Here is a 19,887-nt window from a genome sequence, read left to right on the forward strand (position 1 = left end):
GGAAACGCTCCGGGCTTTCTCGCGTATCAGTTCCTATGTCTGATTGTGCCTTGCCATGCTCACTTCGTCAAGGGCGTGCAGATAAAAGTTTTTTATCCATTTTCTCATCGCTTAACCAGCCTACATACGTATCAATCGTTTCAAAATTCCGATCCATCACAATCACAGCGACAAATGGATATTGTTTCCGGTGTCGATAACGTACATCTGCCCAACGGACCTTGTAACCGGCAGGCAGTTCTTCAACCTCTGCCACCGCATAGGAGGTGAAATAGAGGAAGGCGCTGACTTCCGGCGATTTGCGTGAAGCAGCAACGGCCGCATGAGTAGAAGACGAAGCGTGCAGACTCCATACCAGATTAGAACCATCCATTTTACCGATCACATAACTGCCGTCCTCAACTCGTTTAACCACATGCCAGCGGTTCCAGGATATCGTTGGAATGACGATGTATCTTGCCTGCTCTGGGCTGTTGTCGAGACGTCTGACTTTTCTGACCGCTTGTGCACGAGCAATCGTTCGCCATATATAATATAAACCGGTCAAACTATACAACGTAACGAAGAGTGGTGCAGGGGCGATCAGATCAAAGGCCCATAACAGGATAGCTATGACATGTGTAGTGAATAGAAACGGATCAAAAATATGAATGATGTTCCAGGCAATCCAGCGTTCCGTAAAAGGCCGGGCGGCTTGGGTTCCATAGGTGTTGAACAGATCGGTGAATACGTGAAAGCCTACGGCCACAGCGGTCCAGGTGGCAACGTGTCCAATAGGCACACCAGGGAATATCAGTGCAATGACGCCGGTGATGAGCAAAACCCATAACAGGAGAAATGGCAGAGAGTGTGACAAGCCCCGATGATTCCGAATGTAAAGCGAATTGCTTTTGAGACGTAACGCAGTATCAATGTCCGGGGCCTGGGAACCGGCGATCGTGCCAACCATTACCGCAGCTGCAAGCATGGGACTCGCCGCGACGACAGGATCGACATAAGCCAGACCGGCTAGACCAATCCCCATGACAAAATGTGTAGAGGTATCCATAAACGTCTCCTTTGTGTGGTGTATCGTTCTAAGGCATATTACTTCTCTATCTAGGTGATACCCATATATAGTGTATAATATCCGTCTGTCAGGATGCAAAACATCCCTAATTTCAAAGTTATGACAATTTCCTGTGCCATACCCAATAAATGTACGTAGTTTGTCAAACTATTTTGGCATTTCCTATGATAAACTTTATATCGGAGACAGTGAGAAAATCGCCAGAGAACGTACGATACTATTCGAATGATATACAATGCTAAAATAATTTATGGGCAATGTTCCTTTAAACCGTTACAATAATATAGAATCTCATAAAAAGTAGGTTTCTTTGAATACATATGTCACAGTAGATGGATAAAGCGAAACGAACGTGATTTTGGATTCACATATGTATGCGTATTCATAAGGAAAGATACAGAAGGGACGAGGAAGATGCTGAAAAAGTACAAATGGACATGGATGCTGCTCGGGCTCGCACTGATAATGGCTGTGTATCTGATGTGGGGCACTGTATTTGCCAGTAAGGAAAAATTACCCGAGATTCGTGAAATCCAATCCTTTTCTATGGAAAATGTAGATGGCAGTACAGTATCGCTGGAGGATACGCAAGGGAAAGTCCGCTTGTTCTACTTTTATTTCACCAGTTGTCCGGATGTCTGCCCTATTACGACCTTTACGTTATCCCAGGTGCAGGATCTGTTGAAAGAGGACGACACCTTTGGTAAAGATGTCTCATTTGTATCTATTTCATTCGACCCGAAAGTCGATACAAGAGAGAAGATTAAGACGTTTGCGGACCGCTTCCACGCGGATTATTCCGGATGGTACTTCTTGCGAGGGGATATGGACAAAACCAAACAGTTTGCCAGGGAATCATTCCAGATCCTGATCGATGGGGAGAGTAAGGATGATTTTGCCCATATGAATATGATTGGTCTGGTGGATGAGAACAACCAGCTGCGCAAGGTATATAACGCATTTAATACAGAGGCCGTTGTGCCTGCTGTCATTGCCGAGGATATTCGCAATCTGATTAAGGAATAATCATCTGATCATCATACTGTAAAGGCTGCCTTCTGGTTGGACATCAACCGAAAGGCAGCCTTTTTGGTATTTCATTTTAATAGGAAGGATGTTCAGGGTATTGGATGTATGTCTCTAACCCCGCTTTCTCCAGCTGGGCAATGATATACTCATCAGGTGTTCCTTCCACCCCCGCATATCCTCGTCGTGTATACATCTGTACTGCATCCGGGAAAGCATCCCGAAGTACACCTCTAATTTTTTTGCCGGAACTGTCATTATCCATAAATAAAAAGACTTCATCATAACCGACTTGCTTGCGCAAGGTCTCCAACTTGAGGGAATTAAGTGTTCCAAACGTACATAGAATGTTGATTTCGGGTCCAACCAAACGTTTCAGTTTGCTTCGGTCATTCTTACCTTCCACAATGACATGAATAGGCATGATATTCACCTCTTGTTCGAGAGCTTATGTCGACATTCCCCGGGAAATGTTGCAGCGAAAATCGACTGATTATATAAAATGGACTCCTTTCTTTACACGTTTGCTAACTGGAGAGAACAACCCATCAAGACAATTCTCTGAAATCTTATCTCATGTGCATCATTAGGTCAGTAATAGCTGGCAGTGGCCGTTCCGGTTACGGATCGTTCCTTCGATCGCTGTTGTCTCCAAATTTCTGATTGATTTTATTTTTTATAGGTTGAAATATGGAGACAAAGGCGAACGCTACCGCTTCTTCAAAATCGATTCCGTCCCCTCCACTACTTTTGGCTAATTGTTCAACCTTAATGATCTTCAATAAGATAAAACCTTCGGTGATTGTAAAAGATAGATTTCCCAGTTAGCTTTTATCAACGTGTAAAACGTTAGTCCATTTTATATAGTTTAGCTGTAAATGGGGGAATGATGCAAAGCTAATGAAAATACTGGCCTAATTGATGCCATAACGGTAAGAAGACAGAGTCTGATCGGAATTTAATTCAATATACTTTTGGGATCGGTGAGGGTAGCTTCGCGTCTGGATGTATAGTATGGAAGCAGCAGCATACCAATCATTAATAAAACAAAGGCGATGAAATAGGGTGATAACCCGACACGAAGTTGTCCGGCTGTGATGGGGCCGATGAAAGAGCCTATGGAGGTGGCAATGGATTGCAGCGAGAAAATGCGGCCCAACTTGCTTCCTCCGCTCAGACGGATAAATAGGGTAGCCATAGCTGGAAAGATGATGCCTTTTGACATCCCAAGTACAAATAACACGGTGGACAACGGAACTTGCGGAATGGCGGCCATTACAAAAAAACACAAGGACATCAACAGCACACCCGCAACCAGACGCAGCTTGGGGGAATACCGGTTGAGAAATAACATGCTGAGTGTGAAGAGTGCCCCAATACTTATAATAGAGAACAGCAGTCCGGTAGACATGATGGACGATTGTCCTCCGCCCCGCAGGGGTAATTCGAAGAAGAGAATCCCTTGGGCACAGGCAATCACCAGAGGCAAGGCAAAGTATCGCCAGGACACCGGCAGGAATGCACTTGTGGCATCTGCTGGTGAAACGTCAAGTGTGGCAGGTACCGTTACTTTCTCATGCTGTTTGACGATACCACGAGGCATGGTCATGAAAGCAATGACACCTGTGAGAATAAGCAGATAGCCCAATCCTGAGAATGTAGCAGAGAATCCCATGGAACCCACAATGATCGCACCGGCTGCTGGCGATACCACAGATGCGAGGGTATGTACTACCCCGTGACCCGACATATACTTCCCCTGTTTCACCGGATCGCTGGATAACTGTGCAAGCAGGGCGAGACATGCAGGAGACAGGAAGGCCAGTACAAAACCGCTGATGGAACGCAGCGCCAGCAGTTGCCATGGTGTCTGGACATAGGCTTGCAGGAGCAGGATGAATCCTGCACCGAGTAGACTAAATACAATGTAGCGGCGACTGCCATGTTTATCGATTTGTGTTCCAGCAATCAGATTGCCAGGAAGATGTGTTAAGGAATAGATGCCCATCATCCAGCCAATGAAAGTAGGGGCGGCTCCCAGCGAGATGGCAAAAGGGGTCAGAATGGGATACTGGGCGTGCAAATCAAATACGGCAAGGAACAAAAACAGGTATAGCCAGATGGCCGTTTTCACATAAGCCCCTCCTTGTTAAGCGATGCATGTTCCAATTACAGGTCTTGAACGTGTTCCCCGTTCGCCCGGCAGAACCTTATGGTACTACTTGTACGCCTGGCGGGACGAACTTAGACCGTTTATTTTTAAGGGAGAGGGCTTAGCTGACAGCAGCTTCGGAAATCATGTATAATATTCGGGAGTGTTACGAATGAATTCTAATACGGAAGGTGTAGTCATGAACATAGAAGTAATCAAAGAGTTTGTGATGCAGAACTGGCTGGTGATCGTGGTTGCATTGATCATATTGTTCTTTGTTCTGAATGTGGTCAAAACCGTATTGAAATGGGCGATTGCCATCATCATTATTGCGGCTCTACTGATATACAGCGGCATCTCCATTGATCAGATCAAACAGACAGTGACAGACGTACAATCCAGTACGATGGACACATTGAAGAAGGAAGCAACCAGCATGATGCTGAAGGAGGCTTCCAAAGCAAAATACGTCAAAGGACAGGATGGAGCGTTCACCATCACAAGTCCCAATGTGGAGATTAAGGGCAGAACTCAATCGGATAAAGTTGATGTTACTTTCCGCGGAATTTCACTTGGCGAATGGAAACTCGACAATGAAACCATACGTACGTTTGTCGAACAGGCACAGGAGAACAAAACAGCACCAGCATCGTAGTAAAGGGGGAATCGGTACGTGCTGCAGAATTGGCTGGACAGCCTAAAGGAATTGAATGGCATCACGATTATGCTGCTGCTGATTGTGGCTGCTTCATTATTGCAGGGTTGGTCCAGAGGGGCTTCGCGTTCAGCAGGCAGACTCTTCGGGTTCCTGATGGATGGCATTATGGCGGTCATTGGTATTCTGTTGTCGATCGGTTTAACGTTGTGGCTTGCACCATATGTACAGCAGTGGCTGTCTGAGTATGCTTCAGCCATGCCTAACCGTGAGTTGAACCGGTGGGAACAGATGTATTATACGTTGGTTACGGCGATTGCAGATTTTCCGCTGATGCGGTTCGCTGTATTATTTGTATTAAGCTATGGACTCATCCGATTGATTCTCGGGTTTCTCTCTTCATTTATTTTCAGCAGCAGGCAGGGGTCAGCCGAGGAAAGTGCGCCTAAAGGTATGTTCAGTCGGTTAACCGGTGCATTAATTGGCACGATCATAGGCTCCGTCCGCGGAATGATTGTCATTGCGGTCTTGTTCATGATTGTCAGTCTTTACCCTGGGAGCATGTTCAGCCGATATGTGGAAGCATCTCCGATCTATATGCAAGGGGCCAAATCGGTTATCGAACCGTTGTCTGGAACGTTTATCAAGGACAAGCTTCCCGTATTTACGCAGGCTGTGCAGAAGGAACTGGGCGGCATCCTGCAACGCAAATATGAAGTTATCGACCACAATATTCCGACGGATATTGAATCTGCAGCGAGTGAGATTGTCAAAGGCCAATCGACAGATGAAGCCAAAGCAAGAGCACTATACGACTGGGTAGGTTCACGTATTCAGTATGACTATGGTAAAGTGGATGACTATGAGCAAAAGGGCATATGGCATGAACAGAATCCACAGAATACATTTGATACACGCAAAGGCGTATGTATTGATTATGCCCGTCTCTACGCTGTGATGGCCCGTTCACAAGGACTTGAAGTCAAAGTTGTTACGGGACTGGGTTATAACGGCCAGGGAGGGTACGGTCCGCATGCGTGGAATGAGGTGTATTTGAGTGATTCCGAGAGCTGGGTTCCGCTTGACCCGACATGGGCGATCAGTGGAGACTGGTTTAATCCTCCGAATTTTGCCGACACCCATCTAAAGGATCAGTCAGCTTAACATTACAACGGACATGGGTCCGGAATATGACGACGTTGCCAAGTTATCATGCCGCGAAGAATCTGTTTGAAGTGGTATGCATCAAGTCATGAAAGAGGTAGGATGGATGAAAAAGCATTCCAATGAGAAGGATGAACTTACAGACAAACGGCGCTTCAGTTACCGAATGAACGTATTTTTCTTCGCTTCCTTTGTTATTTTTAGCGTTATTATTGTACGCTTGGCCTTTTTGCAATTCGTGGAGGGCCCTGAGCTTAGTCAGGAAGAAGCAAGTAACATTACCAAGGATGTACCACTTCCTCCTGTGCGAGGCACGATCTATGATTCCACAGGTGAGGTGAAGTTGGCTTACTCCAAGCCCATTCAATCTCTCTACCTGACGCTTTATAAAAACTATGGGGATGTTGATGGGAAACCGAGTCCTAACATAGGGGAAGTACAGGATATTGCAACCCGGTTGCATGATGTATTTGAACAGTACAAGCTGAAGGATTCAGAGTCACTTACAGTGGAGAAAATTATTGAAGAGATGGACTTGAACTCCCGCAAAGCGAACGGTTTTATGCCGCGTCTGATCAAGAGTGATCTGTCCGAGGAAGAAGTCGCTTATTTCCTGCAACATAAGGACGAGTTCAAAGGTATTCAGATCGTCGAAGAGAGTGTACGTTTCTACGATCCGGATACGGTAGCGGTTCAGACAATCGGTTATCTGAAGAAGTTTAGAAGTTCGAAGTCCTTGGACAAATACAAAGAGGTGGACGAGGCCAATAAAACGCAAACGGACCCGGGTCTGGTGTATACGGAAAATGAATTTGTAGGCTTTGATGGACTGGAACTGCAATATCAGGATGCTCTCCGCGGCAAAAGCGGATATACATCCGTTGATGTTGATTTGCGTAATTTGCCTGAAGGTGTAGCAGGTTCTACCCCGCCGCAGAAAGGTTACGACCTGATTTCCAGCATTAACAAGAACGTCCAGGTGAAAACAGAACAGGCCATTCTGGATCAGTTGAGTTGGCTTCATCGGAATCAGGTTTCCGGTCGATTGCATCCCAATGCCAAGACCGGATTTGCAGTTGCGATGGAAGTGGATACCGGGAAAATCGTATCTGCTGCCAGTATGCCAGATTATGATACCAACATCTGGAGAACAGGCAGTATCACCAATGATCAGTATGATGATATCAAATATGTGTATCAAAATGGTACGATTCGTTCATTCCCTCCGGATGACTCTAAGAAGCGAGCTGAATCGATCGTGCTACTCGGTTCCACCATCAAACCGCTTAGTGTCTTGATCGGTTTGAAAGAAGGTTTCTTCACTACCAATACGGTTTATTCGGATAGAGGTTCAACGACCTTTGGTGGGGACAATCGCAGAGTGCAGAACTCATCAGGGCATGTGTATGGTGCAATGTATCCTCGTGATGCGATTCGTCATTCCTCGAACGTATTCATGATTGATGAGATTGGGAAGAAGATGTACTCAAAATACGGTGCGACCGGAATTGACAAATGGGATGAATACATGAAGCAGTTCGGCCTTGGGGTATCTACAGGGGTTGATCTGCCGAATGAATTCCTGGGCATACGGGATTACATGAACGACACGGAAAGCTCGCTGACTCGTCTCGTGTATGGTTCCTTTGGACAGCAGGGGAAATACACAACCATGCAGTTAGCACAGTACACGACAATGCTGGCGAACAAAGGAAAGCGGATGGAGCCACAATTGGTTAGAGAATTCCGGGATTCGGAAGGCAACGTGGTCGAGAAAGTAAAACCGAAGGTACTCAGCACGGTGGAGTTTAACGATGCCTACTGGAATGAAGTACAACGAGGCATGGCAACCGAGGTATCTGCATTTAGCGGATTCCCTTATGACTTTGCTAGAAAAACAGGAACATCGACACAGGTAGTAGGCGGTAAACTGGTGGATAACGGTGTATTTATCGCCTATGCACCACGTAATAATCCAAAGCTTGCTGTCGCTGTGGTTATCCCCGAAGGGGGCTTTGGATCGAGCAGTGCGGCTCCGGTTGCACGTGCGATCTTCGATGCCTATGACGAGGAATTCGGTCTCGACGGTGTACCGAAAAAGGACAAAAATAAAGATTCAGATTCGGAATCAGGCACACAGTGATGTGAGGCATTGGTTACAGAGGGGACCCTTCGTGGGTCCTCTTTTTTGTTTTACATGGAGAATGGATCATAAGAGTGAACTAATTAGTTGCATTAATATGTAACCATATAAGCTGTACCACGTTTATATAAGGGAAGGGGAAACGCGATCCGAAAAACGGGATAACGTTGATATGTCAGTGTTTACATTGGAATCGGTAGATTGGGTAGTGTAACGGTTTTGTTTACGAAAATGTAACCAAATATTGAAAGACTTGACAGCTAACCTTTGGTAGACTTGGTTGAGAAAGGATTAAATTTTGGATTGAACGCGTTCACAAGACGGATTAAATATTTTATTTTTATATAGGAACGGGAGAGGCTTAAAACATGTTTAACCGATTGAGGAAGAAACCCATGACTGAGGAAGATACAGCCGTCAACAAGCCTTCCACCGCAAGGCTGAATCTGTTTTTTTTCGCGGCATTTGTCATATTCAGTATCCTTATTTTCAGATTAGCCTTTGTGCAGTTTGTGGAGGGTCCTGAGCTGACGTATATGGAAACGAGTCGCAATACCAAGGATATTCCACTCGCACCTGTTCGTGGTCCCATCTATGATGCGACAGGGGAAGTAGCGCTCGCTTATTCCGAACCTGTGCAGTCCCTCTATGTGTTGTTGTATGAGGATTATCGGAATGATGAACGCAGGCAGGAAGCAGAGGAACTGGCTCATGATCTGGCGGCTGTGTTTAAGCAGTTTAATCCAGGGGATAAAGAGCAGCCGGACGCGGAAGAGATCATCAAACGATTGGATCTCAAATCTCAGAAGGCACATGGGTATACCCCTCGCCTAGTGAAGTCGGATCTAAACACGAAAGAAATTGCTTATTTTATGGAGAAGAAGGCGGAGTATCCAGGTGCCATGGTACTGGAAGAAAACATTCGAAAATATGATTCGGATAGAGTTGCCGTCCAGGTGATTGGATATACAAGAGAGTTCAAAGGTCAACAGGAAAACTTGAAAAAATATATAGAAATAAGCAAGGCGGAGGCAACAGAACGTGATCCTGGACTGCGCTATACCCAACAAGAAAAGGTTGGAGTTGATGGTCTGGAATTTCAATATCAGGAAGAGCTCCGTGGACGTAGCGGTTACCAATCCATAGATATTAATTCACGTAATTTGCCAGAGGGGACGATGAAACAAACTCCACCGGAAAAAGGCTACAGTCTGGTCTCCACCATTAACAAGGAAATTCAGTTGGCCGCACAAGAGGCGATAACAGACGAATTGCGCAGACTTCCCAAGGCAATTACTGGATACGCAGTAGCCATGGAAGTGGATACGGGAAATGTTGTCGCTATGGCAAGTATGCCGGATTATGATCCGAACGATTGGGATTATGACAAAATCAAATTTGTGTTCCGGAATGGAACCACCGAGTCGTTCCCGCCGAATGATGCCAAGCCTAGACGGGCGGAATCCGTTGTTCTTCTTGGATCGGTCATCAAACCGCTAAGTGTGCTTATTGGATTGAAAGAGGGATTATTTACAGCAGGACAGACCTATCATGATCCGGGATATGCCATTCTGGGGAAAGACGGACGACAAGTGAGGAACTCGCATTCTGCGTATAATGGTTCCATTACCGCCAGAAAAGCGATCGAGAAATCGTCCAATGCGTTTATGATCGATATGGTGGGTAAACGTTTGCTGAGTAAATATGGCTCGATTGAGGGTGTTAAAGTGTGGGACGAACACATGAAAGAATTCGGATTGGGTGTGTCTACGGGTATCGATTTACCCAATGAATACCTAGGTACTTTGGAATATAATAATGATGAATATGAATCAGCTCTAACACGTTTGGCGTTTGCCTCGTTTGGGCAGCAAGCCAAGTACACCACGATGCAACTCGCACAATATACCACCATGCTTGCCAATAAGGGCAAACGGATGGAACCACATCTGGTGAAGGAAATCCGTGACGCGGACGGCAATGTGGTGAAAGAGATCAAACCTAAAGTGCTTAATGAAGTTGATTTTGCCGATGCGCACTGGAATGAAGTGCACAAAGGTATGGTTACCAAAGTAAGTTCATTTGACGGTTTCCCATACGATTATGCACGGAAAACAGGAACATCAGAGCAGGGGACCGGACCGAACAAAAAAGAGAATGGTGTATTTATTGCCTTTGCACCTCGAGATAATCCGAAGCTTGCTGTAGCTGTTGTTGTACCGGAAGGTGGGTTCGGGTCAGTCAGTGCCTCGCCGATTGCACGGAAAATCTTCGATGCATACGATGAAGTGTATGGTCTCGATGGAACGCCAAAAGGTAAGAAAGACGAAGGAAAAGACAACGAGTAATGTAAAAGAAATGCGGCAGATGTAGCGCTTTTACATCACCTCCAACAGGTTAATGAAGTGAACAACATATGAATTTGGACAGGCAGGGGAAATAATCCCTTGCCTTTTTTTTTGGCTTCGGATAAAATTTGCACAAGGGAAACATTATTAGTCTTGATTAAAACTTAATACCTTGTACAACAAAATTAGATGCAGACAAGTATTTTAGGAGAGGGAAAGGGGACGGTTGATTTGTTAATGGTGAAAATGAGGAGTATTCAGAGGGGGTTCATTACGCTAGCGGCTCTGGTTCTGGTTGTAGTACTTACGGCATGTTCCAGTGATGCAGAGACGAGCAGTGGTGGCAAGCTACAAGTAACCGCTACAACGGGAATGATCGCTGACGTAGCACGTGAGGTAGGCGGGGCATATGTTGATGTTACCGGGTTAATGGGCCCGGGAGTTGATCCCCACTTGTACAAGGCATCCCAAGGTGATATTCGCAAGCTGGAACAAGCCAAAGTCATTTTCTATAATGGACTGCATCTCGAAGGCAAAATGACAGATATTTTGGAGAAAATGTCCTCAAACAAGCTGGTTACTGCCGTTACAGAGACTATTCCAGTCGGGGAGTTACATTCAGGCAAAGATACAGGTGGCACCGAATATGATCCACACGTCTGGTTTAACGTCAGCCACTGGATGCATGCGGCAGAAGCCGTACGCGATACGCTCGTGGAGGCGGATCCGGACCATGCGGAAGAGTACAAGGCTCAGGCAGAGGCGTATCTGGCGAAGCTCGAAGCACTGGATGCCGAGGTGCGCGAGAAGATTCTGGAGATTCCAGAAGCAAGCAGGGTATTGGTTACGGCGCATGATGCATTTGGATATTTCGGTCAGGCTTATGGCATGAAAGTGATGGGGCTTCAGGGCATAAGTACAGCAGCTGAATACGGTGCAAAAGATGTTAGCGAACTGCGGGATTATCTCGTAGATAACCATATCAAAGCAGTATTTGTTGAATCGAGTGTGCCTGCAAAAGCGATGGAGGCCATCATTGCCGGAGCAGCTCAAAAAGGACATACGGTCAGTATTGGTGGAGAACTGTTCTCGGATGCCATGGGGGCTGAGGGAACGGAAGAAGGCACATACATCGGTATGATTCGCCACAATGTTGAGACGATTGTAGAAGCACTGAAATAATGAATCACATGAAGAGAGGAGTTACAGGATTATGGAAGATACAACTTTATTGAAACAAACTCCTACGAAACCGAACAATAGTCACTTGCAGGGAACGCAGCCAACATCGGCTCCTCTCAGTGTGAGGGATCTGGCTGTTGCGTATCACAAAAAGCCGGTGCTTAGCAGCGTATCCTTCGATATTCCGGAAGGACAGCTCATCGGAATTCTCGGACCAAATGGTGCAGGGAAATCAACACTGATCAAAGCTGTACTAGGACTGGTACCGAAGATGCATGGTGAGGTACGGATCTTCGGACAATCGTACAGGGAGCAACGTCGCCGCATTGGTTATGTGCCCCAACGGGAATCGGTGGACTGGGATTTCCCTACGCATGCACTTGATGTGGTGATGATGGGACGGTATGGTCATCTGGGCTGGTTCCGTCGTCCGGGGAAAAAGGAGCGGGACCTGGCTGCACATTGCCTGGAGCAAGTCGGCATGGGTGATTACATGTACCGCCAGATCAGTCAGCTGTCCGGTGGACAGCAGCAGCGTGTCTTTCTGGCGCGGGCACTCGTACAAGACGCAGATCTGTATTTCATGGATGAGCCATTTGCAGGTGTCGATGCCACCACAGAGAAAGCGATCATTTCGCTTTTGGAACAGTTGAAGAAACAAGGCAAGACGGTACTGGTTGTTCACCATGATCTGGCGACAGTCGAGGAATACTTCGACCATGTGCTGCTGCTCAATGGACGACTGGTGGCAGGTGGACCGACAAGTGAAGTATTTGTACCGGATACACTGCAAGAGACGTACGGAGGCCGGATTGCGATGATCGGAAGCCGGACGGAGAAAGGCCAGGTGTAGTGCATGTGGAACTGGATCGTTGCCATCTTGTCCGACCCAAATACACGTTGGATATTGCTTGGCTGTCTGTTGCTTGGATTCAGTAGCGGGATTATTGGCTCCTTCACCTTTCTTCGTAAGCAAAGTCTGATGGGGGACACCCTTGCTCATGCTGCTCTGCCTGGGATCTGTATCGCATTTATGTTGACGGAAACGAAGTCGGTCGGATTATTCCTGTTCGGTGCTCTGGTGGCCGGCATTGTCGCTACCTTCGGAATCTCGTGGATTACGCGCTACTCCCGAATCAAGCAGGATGCGGCGATGGGAATTGTGCTGACCGTCTTTTTCGGGATTGGTGTAGTGATGCTGACGCGCATCCAGCATGGGGCGAGTGGAAGCCAAAGCGGACTCGATAAATATTTGTTTGGGCAGGCGGCATCCATGGTCATGACGGATGTGTATGTCATGGGTGGTGTATGTCTCGTATTACTGATTGCCTGTCTTGCCTGGTTCAAGGAATTCAAACTGGTGAGTTTTGACCCGGGATTTGCACGTGGTATGGGTCTGCCAGTTGCGATGTTGGAGCAGCTCATCCTGCTCTTGACGGTGATCGCGGTGGTTGCCGGAATTCAGGCCGTTGGTGTGGTACTTGTTGCAGCCTTGCTGGTAACTCCGGCAGCAGCGGCACGTTGCTGGACCGACTCACTCGCACTGATGGTGGTGTTGGCAGGCATATTTGGTGCATTGAGCGGTGCAACAGGGACCATCTTCAGCACGCTTGTACCTAATCTGCCGACGGGACCTGTAACCGTTCTTGCGGCTACGGTGTTGTTTGCCGGATCTGCCTTGCTGGCTCCGCGTCGTGGATTATTAGCTCGACGGTTGCGCAGTATTCAGGCAAAATCCGCATATATGCGTGAAGAGCGGGCAACACTTCAGACTCTTGCCACACAGCGAAATCAGCAGGAACGGGGGGAGATGTAATGGCAACGTTTTGGATTATTTTGACGGCCGTATTGGTATCTTCTGCCTGCGCTATTCTCGGTTGTTTTCTCATTCTGCGACGAATGGCTCTGGTCGGTGACGCGATCAGCCATGCGGTTCTCCCCGGTATTGCAATTGCTTTCCTGTGGAGCGGTTCCAGAGATTCATTGTGGATGCTGCTCGGCGCAACGGTGTTTGGACTACTTACGGTGTTTTTCATACAGAGTTTGCAGGCGGGTGGGCTCTCGTCTGATGCCTCGATCGGAATTGTGTTCACAGCACTCTTCGCCGTAGGGGTCATTCTGATTAGTCTGAACGCCCAGCATATTGATCTGGATCTGGACTGTGTGTTGTTCGGTGAGATCGCTTATGTACAGTGGGATACGCTAACCCTAGGAGGTACGGATGTCGGTCCGAGGGCTGTCTGGATGCTGGGTATCACTTTGCTGGTGATCCTCGTCGTCATTGGGCTGTTCTACAAACAGTTTAAGTTATGTGCCTTCGATCCGGCGCTGGCTGCGGCCTGCGGCATTCCAGTAGTGCTGTTCCATTATCTGCTCATGGGACTTGTTTCGATGACGTCCGTAGCTTCATTTGAAAGTGTTGGTTCGATTCTCGTTGTGGGTATGCTGATTGTACCTGCGGCGACGGCTTACCTGCTTACAGATCGTCTGGGCAAAATGATTCTGTATGCCGTCCTGATCGGAGCAGCATCCTCGGTTGGAGGTTACATCATGGCATACGCCCTGGATGCTTCCATTGCGGGCTGTATGGTAGCTGTTGCTGGGATTTTGTTTGTTCTCGCACTGCTGCTGTCACCGAAACATGGCATCGTATTCCGTTACGCTCGTCGCAAATTCGCGGCAAGGTAATGGAATTTTAAGTAGATAACAGGTGAATAAACAAAATTCTAAGAAGCCGTCTGCAATGCAGGCGGTTTTTTGCGTGTCTGGTCGTATTACTTTGACAAGGGCAACCGGATATAACATATGCAATATAAATTGATAATGGAGCGTCATCCTGCTGATTACGGGTTATTTTGTTGCATACAGATGATCTGTGGTAAAATGTCGTTAGCTGTGACGTCCGGAGCGTCCGTTGTTACGGGTGCCGGGCGATCTTGTTGTGAGAGAATGTTTAAAATAGATAAAGAGAACCTTTAAGTTGAACTGGAGAACCATTGTGGAACGGAGAGGGCCCGCGTAGTGCCTGAATGGATATCCATGAGTTCAACTTGGAGAGAGACAACCTAGGAGGAACTACTGTATGAGTGAACTGAAATACAAATTGCTTGCATTGGATATGGATGGAACATTACTTAACGATAATCATGAAATTACACAGGAGACCGCCAAGTGGATTCAAATTGCCATTCGTCGGGGTGTACATGTGTGCCTTTCTACGGGAAGAGCGGTATTCCACGCGATGCCTTATGCGGTCCAACTTGGACTGGAGACACCGATGGTTACCGTTAACGGCAGTGAGGTCTGGAAAGCCCCGCATGATCTGCATATGCGTCATCTGATGGACCCGGCATTGATTCGCCAGATGCAGGAGATTGGTGAGAAATATAACAGCTGGTACTGGGCATACTCCGTGGAAGAACTATTCAATCGTGACCGCTGGACGGACAATATTGAAGGTCTGGAATGGTTGAAATTCGGCTTCAATACGGAAGTGGATGAAGTTCGTCACCAGATCATGATGGAACTGCAACAAATGGGTGGTCTGCAAATGACCAACTCCTCACCCGTTAATATTGAGATCAACCCTGCAGGTGTATCCAAAGCCAGTGGTGTAGCGGAAGTCTGCAAGCTGCTGGGCATCGAGATGTCCGAAGTTGTTGCTGTTGGAGACAGTTTGAATGATCTGGCTGTCATTGAGGCCGTGGGTCTGGGTGTGGCTATGGGTAATGCGCAAGAGCAGGTGAAGGAAGCGGCTGATCTGATCGTAGCGAGTAACAATGAAGACGGCATCGTCGAAGTGATCCGTGAACATATTTTGAAGGGGGAGTAACCTTTGCTCGCAACCGTTGCCTGGATTTTGATTGTGCTGCTGTTTGCAGTGGGGATGGCTGGAACGGTATATCCCATACTGCCTGGTGCTGTAGCGATTTTCTTCGCGTTTCTGGTCTACGGCTGGTTCTTCAGCTTTGATCCGTTTGGTGTGTGGTTCTGGATCATCCAGATTCTGATTGTTGTTGTGTTGTTTGTGGCTGATTATGTCGTCAGCGCATGGGGTGTGAAGAAGTTCGGTGGCTCCAAGTTATCAACAACGCTGAGTACCATTGGTGTTATCATTGGCCCATTTGTCATTCCGGCATTCGGACTGGTATTGGGACCATTTATCGGTGCTTTTATCGGGGAACTGATCGGAGGGTCTTCACCTTCCAAAGCGTCGAAAGTTGGATTTGGTTCCGTCGTGGGGCTATTTACGAGTACTGTGATGAAAATTATTTTGCAAATCGTCATGATTGTTCTCTTTATTATCTGGGTGGTAAGATTCGCCTAAACGTTCAGGATTAGCTTCAACGGGATGCACGTCCGGTGTGGAGGAAAGAAGGGGAATTCGTTTGTCTAAGAAAGAAACATTCATTAGGGGTACGCTCATTCTGGCGGCCGCTGCACTGATCGCAAGAGTACTCGGATTGGTTCAACGGGTGCCGCTGGAGCATATTCTCGGAGATGTTGGTAACGCATCGTTTACGATCTCCAATACGGTATATTTAATGCTGTTAACTGTAGCAACGGCGGGCATACCGAGCACACTTAGTAAAATGGTATCGGAACGTTATGCGCTCGGACGCGCGAGTGAAGCTCAACAGATCTACCGTGCAGCCCTGATCTTTGCGGCTGTCGCCGGGGTAGTCATGTCTGCTTTGTTGTGGTTCGCAGCACCTTATTATGCCACGTATGTCTCTAAAGTACCGGCATCGGTCAGCGCCATTCGCGCCTTGGCTCCAGCCTTGCTGCTGTTCCCGGCCATTGCGATGATGCGTGGATATTTCCAGGGACGCGGCAACATGACAGCAGGCGGTATTTCACAAATCGTGGAACAGTTCGCTCGTGTAGGTACAGCCATTATCGTGGCTTATGTCATGCTGCAATGGAATTATGATGACCAGACGATTGCTGCGGGTGCCTCATTTGGTGGGGTATTAGGAAGTGTTGGTGCCTTCGGTGTCATGCTGTACTTCACCTTGAAGCTGCGTCGTAGCGACCGTGCGGCCCAATTGAATTACGAGCGTGCAGAGCAGTTACCGATGCGAGGTATCTACAGTGATATCTTCAAGCTGTCTATTCCAATTGTGCTGTCTTCACTTGCGGTTCCAGCCATTAACTTCATCGATTCATCCCTTGTGGTACCACTGCTTAGTGGCCAGATCGGACTTGAAGAAGCGACAGGTGTACTTGCGATCCTGGGTGCGAAAGCCCAAAGTATTGCGGGTATTCCTCCGATTCTGGCTATCGCTTTGAGTCAATCGTTGGTGCCTGTCATATCGGCAGCATTTGCCCGCAAGGATGAAGCGCATCTGAAGAGTCAGGTTACACTTGCGTTGCGCATTTCGATTCTGACAGGTATGCCGATTGTCATTGCACTTTGTGCGGCAGCATATTCGGTTAACGGATTGCTGTTTACCAATCTGGATGGAACGCCGATCATTGCCTTGTTAACATTCGGTACCATTTTCCAGATTACGATGATGACCACCAACTCCATTTTGCTTGGGGTAGGTAAACCGCGGATTACGATGGTCAGTGTGGCAGCAGGTGTTGTGATCAAACTGATCGCAAGTCTGATTCTGGCGCCGATCTTTGGCATTTACGGTATCATTATTGCAACGGCCCTTTGTTTCCTGGTTATCACATACCTGAATCTGCGGGTCCTTCGCAAAATCGTTGATTTCTCCATCATGGGAGATCGTTGGAAAGGGTTTATCATTACGGTCTTGCTTGCAGCAGGTGTAGGATTTGCAACGAACTGGATTGGGAATACGATCTTTGGACTGTTCCTGCCAGCGCGTGTATCTTTCTTGTTTACCTGCCTTGTGGTTGGTGTGCTTGTTGTGGTGGTGTATCTGGTTCTCATGGTTGTGCTGCGTGTACTGCGCAAGGACGAGCTGGGCAGTTACCCCCGTATTCTGCAAAAAATTCTTCGTCCACTTATGCGTCTTCAACGTGGAGCTGGGCAAAGAGGTTAAAAATGCAAGGAGCATCATTCAAGCATTAATATTTTGTGAAAATAGGATACAAGCTCTGTCTGCTGTTAAGCGGACAGGGCTTTTTGTTTAGCTAAGGCGAGCTGAGCGACTGAACTCGACATTAGCCCAGCAAGCGAGGATTAGCGATACATCGGGGTATCATATCATCCGTCTTTGTCTGCTCTATATGGTCTTCAGCATTAGTGTGTGATGGCTTTAGCATCATGAGCCAGTGCTGTTTTCAGCATGCCATACCGGTGTTCGTGACTCATCTCAAACAGCCATGGCCGACGCGGTGCCGTCAGATAACTGAGACAATCCCGAGTCTGAAGCCAGTCATGTCTGGTGATCGGTTCATAAGGCGTGTCCCCCCATACGGAGAGCAGTTCCGGACTATATAATCGTTGCCCTTCTGGAAGCCATTCCTCATCAAGCAGCGCCTGAGCGTATAATGTGTGATCACCCGCCTCATCTTCAAGATTGGTAAACAGACCAGGCCAATATTCAGCACGCGAGCCACGATGGGGAACCAAACGTGCGAACTCCAACACTTGTGTGTGTACTTGCTCCACGCCAAACAACAGGGCATATAGCCCTTTGCCAAACATGATTCGCTCATCCAGCTTGCCAAAATGTTCAATGACGCGTCCTGCGAGTCCTGCTCCCCGTCCAAGAGGGAAGACGATATGATTCAGACCTGCCAGATTATGCAGATGGAATGCGGGTTTGGAGAGGACTTCTTTTTGAAAATAAGGATGCTGCACCACCCGGCTCTCGATATAGTTCTGCTCATTAATAATTAATGCCACACTAAGCAGTGAACTGCACCGTTCCAGCCAAAAGCGTTCCCAAAATGGCGTCATAAACGCCGAGACGTGAAAGTGCGACAAGAGATGGAAACAGCTTCGTCCGATCCGGCGACTGTTCATATACAGCAGAAGCTGGGGATAGGCATCCTGGAAAATGAGTGCATTGCACCGCTCCAGCAGTCGGTACATATGCTCGCGATCGCTTTGATTCTGTAGATTATGCATTAAGTCACTCTGAAGATCTGTCATGTGATATCCGCCGTTGCGAGAGACCATATGGGCCAGCAGTGCCCAATGCAGTTCGGGATATTGCTCATAACATTCCAAGTAGGCTGCCGTGCGGGTGATATTACTCCGATTGTGCTCCTGAGTCAGTGTCTTAATCTCTTCCAGAATGATGCAATCTTCTTCGCAGACGAGTGCGCTTTGAACCTGGTCCGTGCGTGCAAAAGACTTGCCGCTGGCAGGTAACAAACGCTCAACCTCAGACTGTAAGGCAGCTGCCGTATCTGTATCCCACTCGATGTCACGCAATGGGTGACGAAGCTGTGCAGAAGCTTGCCATGCAGCCTGTTTGCCACGCCAGATTTCCCGGGCAGCACCTGGAATGGAACGGACCATCTGCAGGAGGGACCCGTGATGTTGTTCGCTGGAAGAATCGGTTCTGGTGGAAGTCATGATGTGACATCCTTTCATGATGTTCTGAGTTTAAATTCACAGAGCATGTGTTTTATTCTAAGTATGCGCTGATTATTTGACTTCCACTCGCCAATTTGCTTCACTTAGGGTAAGACAAGGTACAGAAAGGGAGATGAACCGAATGGAACAGATTACTTCCAAACCGGCTTTTGATGTAGCCATCCAATCCCCACGTTTGACGATTGCCGTATTCAAGGCAGACTGGTGTGGAGACTGCAAATACATCGATCCGTTTATGCCTGAGGTTGAAGAGAAATATGCACGTGAACTGACTTTGATTGAGGTCGACGTGGATCAGGTTGGAACGGTTAGTGAAGAGCAGAATATTCTTGGCATTCCGAGCTTTGTGGCGTATACAGATGGCCGCGAACTCGTACGGTATGTGAACAAGCTGCGCAAGTCGAGAGAAGAGATTGAGCAGTTCCTGGATCGCGCAGTCGAAGTGTACAACACGATCCATAAATAATGTTATATAAGTTCAACTAATGAATATTTACACAGACACACAGACACTGTCTCCGTTATTGTGTAATGTTTCATTGAACTTATATAAAAGTATGACAGGTTCATGTTGTAAAAGGGTATACTAAAAGAACGCCATTTCTCTTGAAATAGGGAAATGG

Annotated in this window: 17 protein-coding genes; 13 read left to right on the plus strand and 4 right to left on the minus strand. The window is 47.4% G+C overall.

All coding sequences use genetic code 11. The annotated features are described in order from the left end of the window. Positions 1–67 precede the first annotated feature (67 nt). Positions 68–1,048, minus strand: a complete 981-nt coding sequence (locus NSQ38_RS10520; protein WP_036605731.1) for a metal-dependent hydrolase — start codon at positions 1,046–1,048, stop codon at positions 68–70. 435 nt (positions 1,049–1,483) lie between these two features. Between NSQ38_RS10520 and NSQ38_RS10525 the strand changes: the two genes are divergently transcribed. After that, complete coding sequence (locus NSQ38_RS10525; RefSeq protein WP_339789028.1) at positions 1,484–2,095, plus strand: SCO family protein; 612 nt, start codon at positions 1,484–1,486, stop codon at positions 2,093–2,095. Between the two features lie 76 nt (positions 2,096–2,171). On the opposite strand, the gene NSQ38_RS10530 is transcribed toward NSQ38_RS10525, so the two are convergent. Both NSQ38_RS10530 and NSQ38_RS10535 read right to left on the minus strand, forming a co-directional pair. Continuing rightward, positions 2,172–2,519, minus strand: coding sequence for a toprim domain-containing protein (locus NSQ38_RS10530; RefSeq protein WP_036605733.1), 348 nt, complete (start codon positions 2,517–2,519; stop codon positions 2,172–2,174). A 534-nt stretch (positions 2,520–3,053) separates the two neighbouring features. Further along, complete coding sequence (locus tag NSQ38_RS10535) at positions 3,054–4,229, minus strand: MFS transporter (RefSeq protein WP_339789031.1); 1,176 nt, start codon at positions 4,227–4,229, stop codon at positions 3,054–3,056. 190 nt (positions 4,230–4,419) lie between these two features. Between NSQ38_RS10535 and NSQ38_RS10540 the strand changes: the two genes are divergently transcribed. The 11 genes from NSQ38_RS10540 (at position 4,420) to NSQ38_RS10590 (ending at position 17,756) form a co-directional block, all read left to right on the plus strand. Then, positions 4,420–4,902, plus strand: coding sequence for an ATPase (locus NSQ38_RS10540; RefSeq protein ID WP_174806458.1), 483 nt, complete (start codon positions 4,420–4,422; stop codon positions 4,900–4,902). Positions 4,903–4,920: 18 nt separating this feature from the next. After that, complete coding sequence (locus NSQ38_RS10545) at positions 4,921–6,066, plus strand: transglutaminase domain-containing protein (protein ID WP_249912814.1); 1,146 nt, start codon at positions 4,921–4,923, stop codon at positions 6,064–6,066. Positions 6,067–6,172: 106 nt separating this feature from the next. After that, positions 6,173–8,209, plus strand: a complete 2,037-nt coding sequence (locus NSQ38_RS10550; RefSeq protein ID WP_338588495.1) for a penicillin-binding transpeptidase domain-containing protein — start codon at positions 6,173–6,175, stop codon at positions 8,207–8,209. A 395-nt stretch (positions 8,210–8,604) separates the two neighbouring features. After that, a complete protein-coding gene (locus tag NSQ38_RS10555; RefSeq protein WP_339789034.1) occupies positions 8,605–10,557 on the plus strand; it encodes a penicillin-binding protein 2 in 1,953 nt (650 codons plus the stop codon). A 237-nt stretch (positions 10,558–10,794) separates the two neighbouring features. Next, a complete protein-coding gene (locus NSQ38_RS10560) occupies positions 10,795–11,739 on the plus strand; it encodes a zinc ABC transporter substrate-binding protein (RefSeq protein WP_339790473.1) in 945 nt (314 codons plus the stop codon). Between the two features lie 31 nt (positions 11,740–11,770). Next, on the plus strand, positions 11,771–12,592 hold the full coding sequence (locus NSQ38_RS10565) for a metal ABC transporter ATP-binding protein (RefSeq protein WP_339789037.1): 822 nt from the start codon (positions 11,771–11,773) through the stop codon (positions 12,590–12,592). Positions 12,593–12,595: 3 nt separating this feature from the next. Continuing rightward, positions 12,596–13,555 (plus strand): metal ABC transporter permease, encoded by a 960-nt coding sequence (locus NSQ38_RS10570; RefSeq protein WP_091037906.1) that lies wholly within the window; start codon positions 12,596–12,598, stop codon positions 13,553–13,555. Further along, a complete protein-coding gene (locus tag NSQ38_RS10575; RefSeq protein ID WP_047841304.1) occupies positions 13,555–14,427 on the plus strand; it encodes a metal ABC transporter permease in 873 nt (290 codons plus the stop codon). The genes NSQ38_RS10570 and NSQ38_RS10575 overlap by 1 nt, the downstream gene beginning before the upstream one ends. A 394-nt stretch (positions 14,428–14,821) precedes the next feature. Then, the gene (locus NSQ38_RS10580; protein WP_076253219.1) at positions 14,822–15,571 is read left to right on the plus strand and encodes a Cof-type HAD-IIB family hydrolase; all 750 of its coding nucleotides are present in this window, start codon (positions 14,822–14,824) and stop codon (positions 15,569–15,571) included. Positions 15,572–15,625: 54 nt separating this feature from the next. Next, a complete protein-coding gene (locus NSQ38_RS10585; protein WP_047841365.1) occupies positions 15,626–16,066 on the plus strand; it encodes a DUF456 domain-containing protein in 441 nt (146 codons plus the stop codon). Between the two features lie 61 nt (positions 16,067–16,127). After that, positions 16,128–17,756, plus strand: a complete 1,629-nt coding sequence (locus NSQ38_RS10590; protein WP_339789040.1) for a polysaccharide biosynthesis protein — start codon at positions 16,128–16,130, stop codon at positions 17,754–17,756. Positions 17,757–17,956: 200 nt separating this feature from the next. On the opposite strand, the gene NSQ38_RS10595 is transcribed toward NSQ38_RS10590, so the two are convergent. Continuing rightward, positions 17,957–19,243, minus strand: coding sequence for a DUF2515 family protein (locus tag NSQ38_RS10595; protein WP_339789042.1), 1,287 nt, complete (start codon positions 19,241–19,243; stop codon positions 17,957–17,959). A 142-nt stretch (positions 19,244–19,385) separates the two neighbouring features. On the opposite strand from NSQ38_RS10595, the gene NSQ38_RS10600 reads away from it, so the two are divergent. Then, positions 19,386–19,730 (plus strand): thioredoxin family protein, encoded by a 345-nt coding sequence (locus tag NSQ38_RS10600; protein WP_017692403.1) that lies wholly within the window; start codon positions 19,386–19,388, stop codon positions 19,728–19,730. Positions 19,731–19,887 lie beyond the last annotated feature (157 nt).

It is taken from the genome of Paenibacillus sp. FSL R7-0313, from assembly GCF_037969885.1.
In the GTDB taxonomy this organism is placed as follows: domain Bacteria; phylum Bacillota; class Bacilli; order Paenibacillales; family Paenibacillaceae; genus Paenibacillus.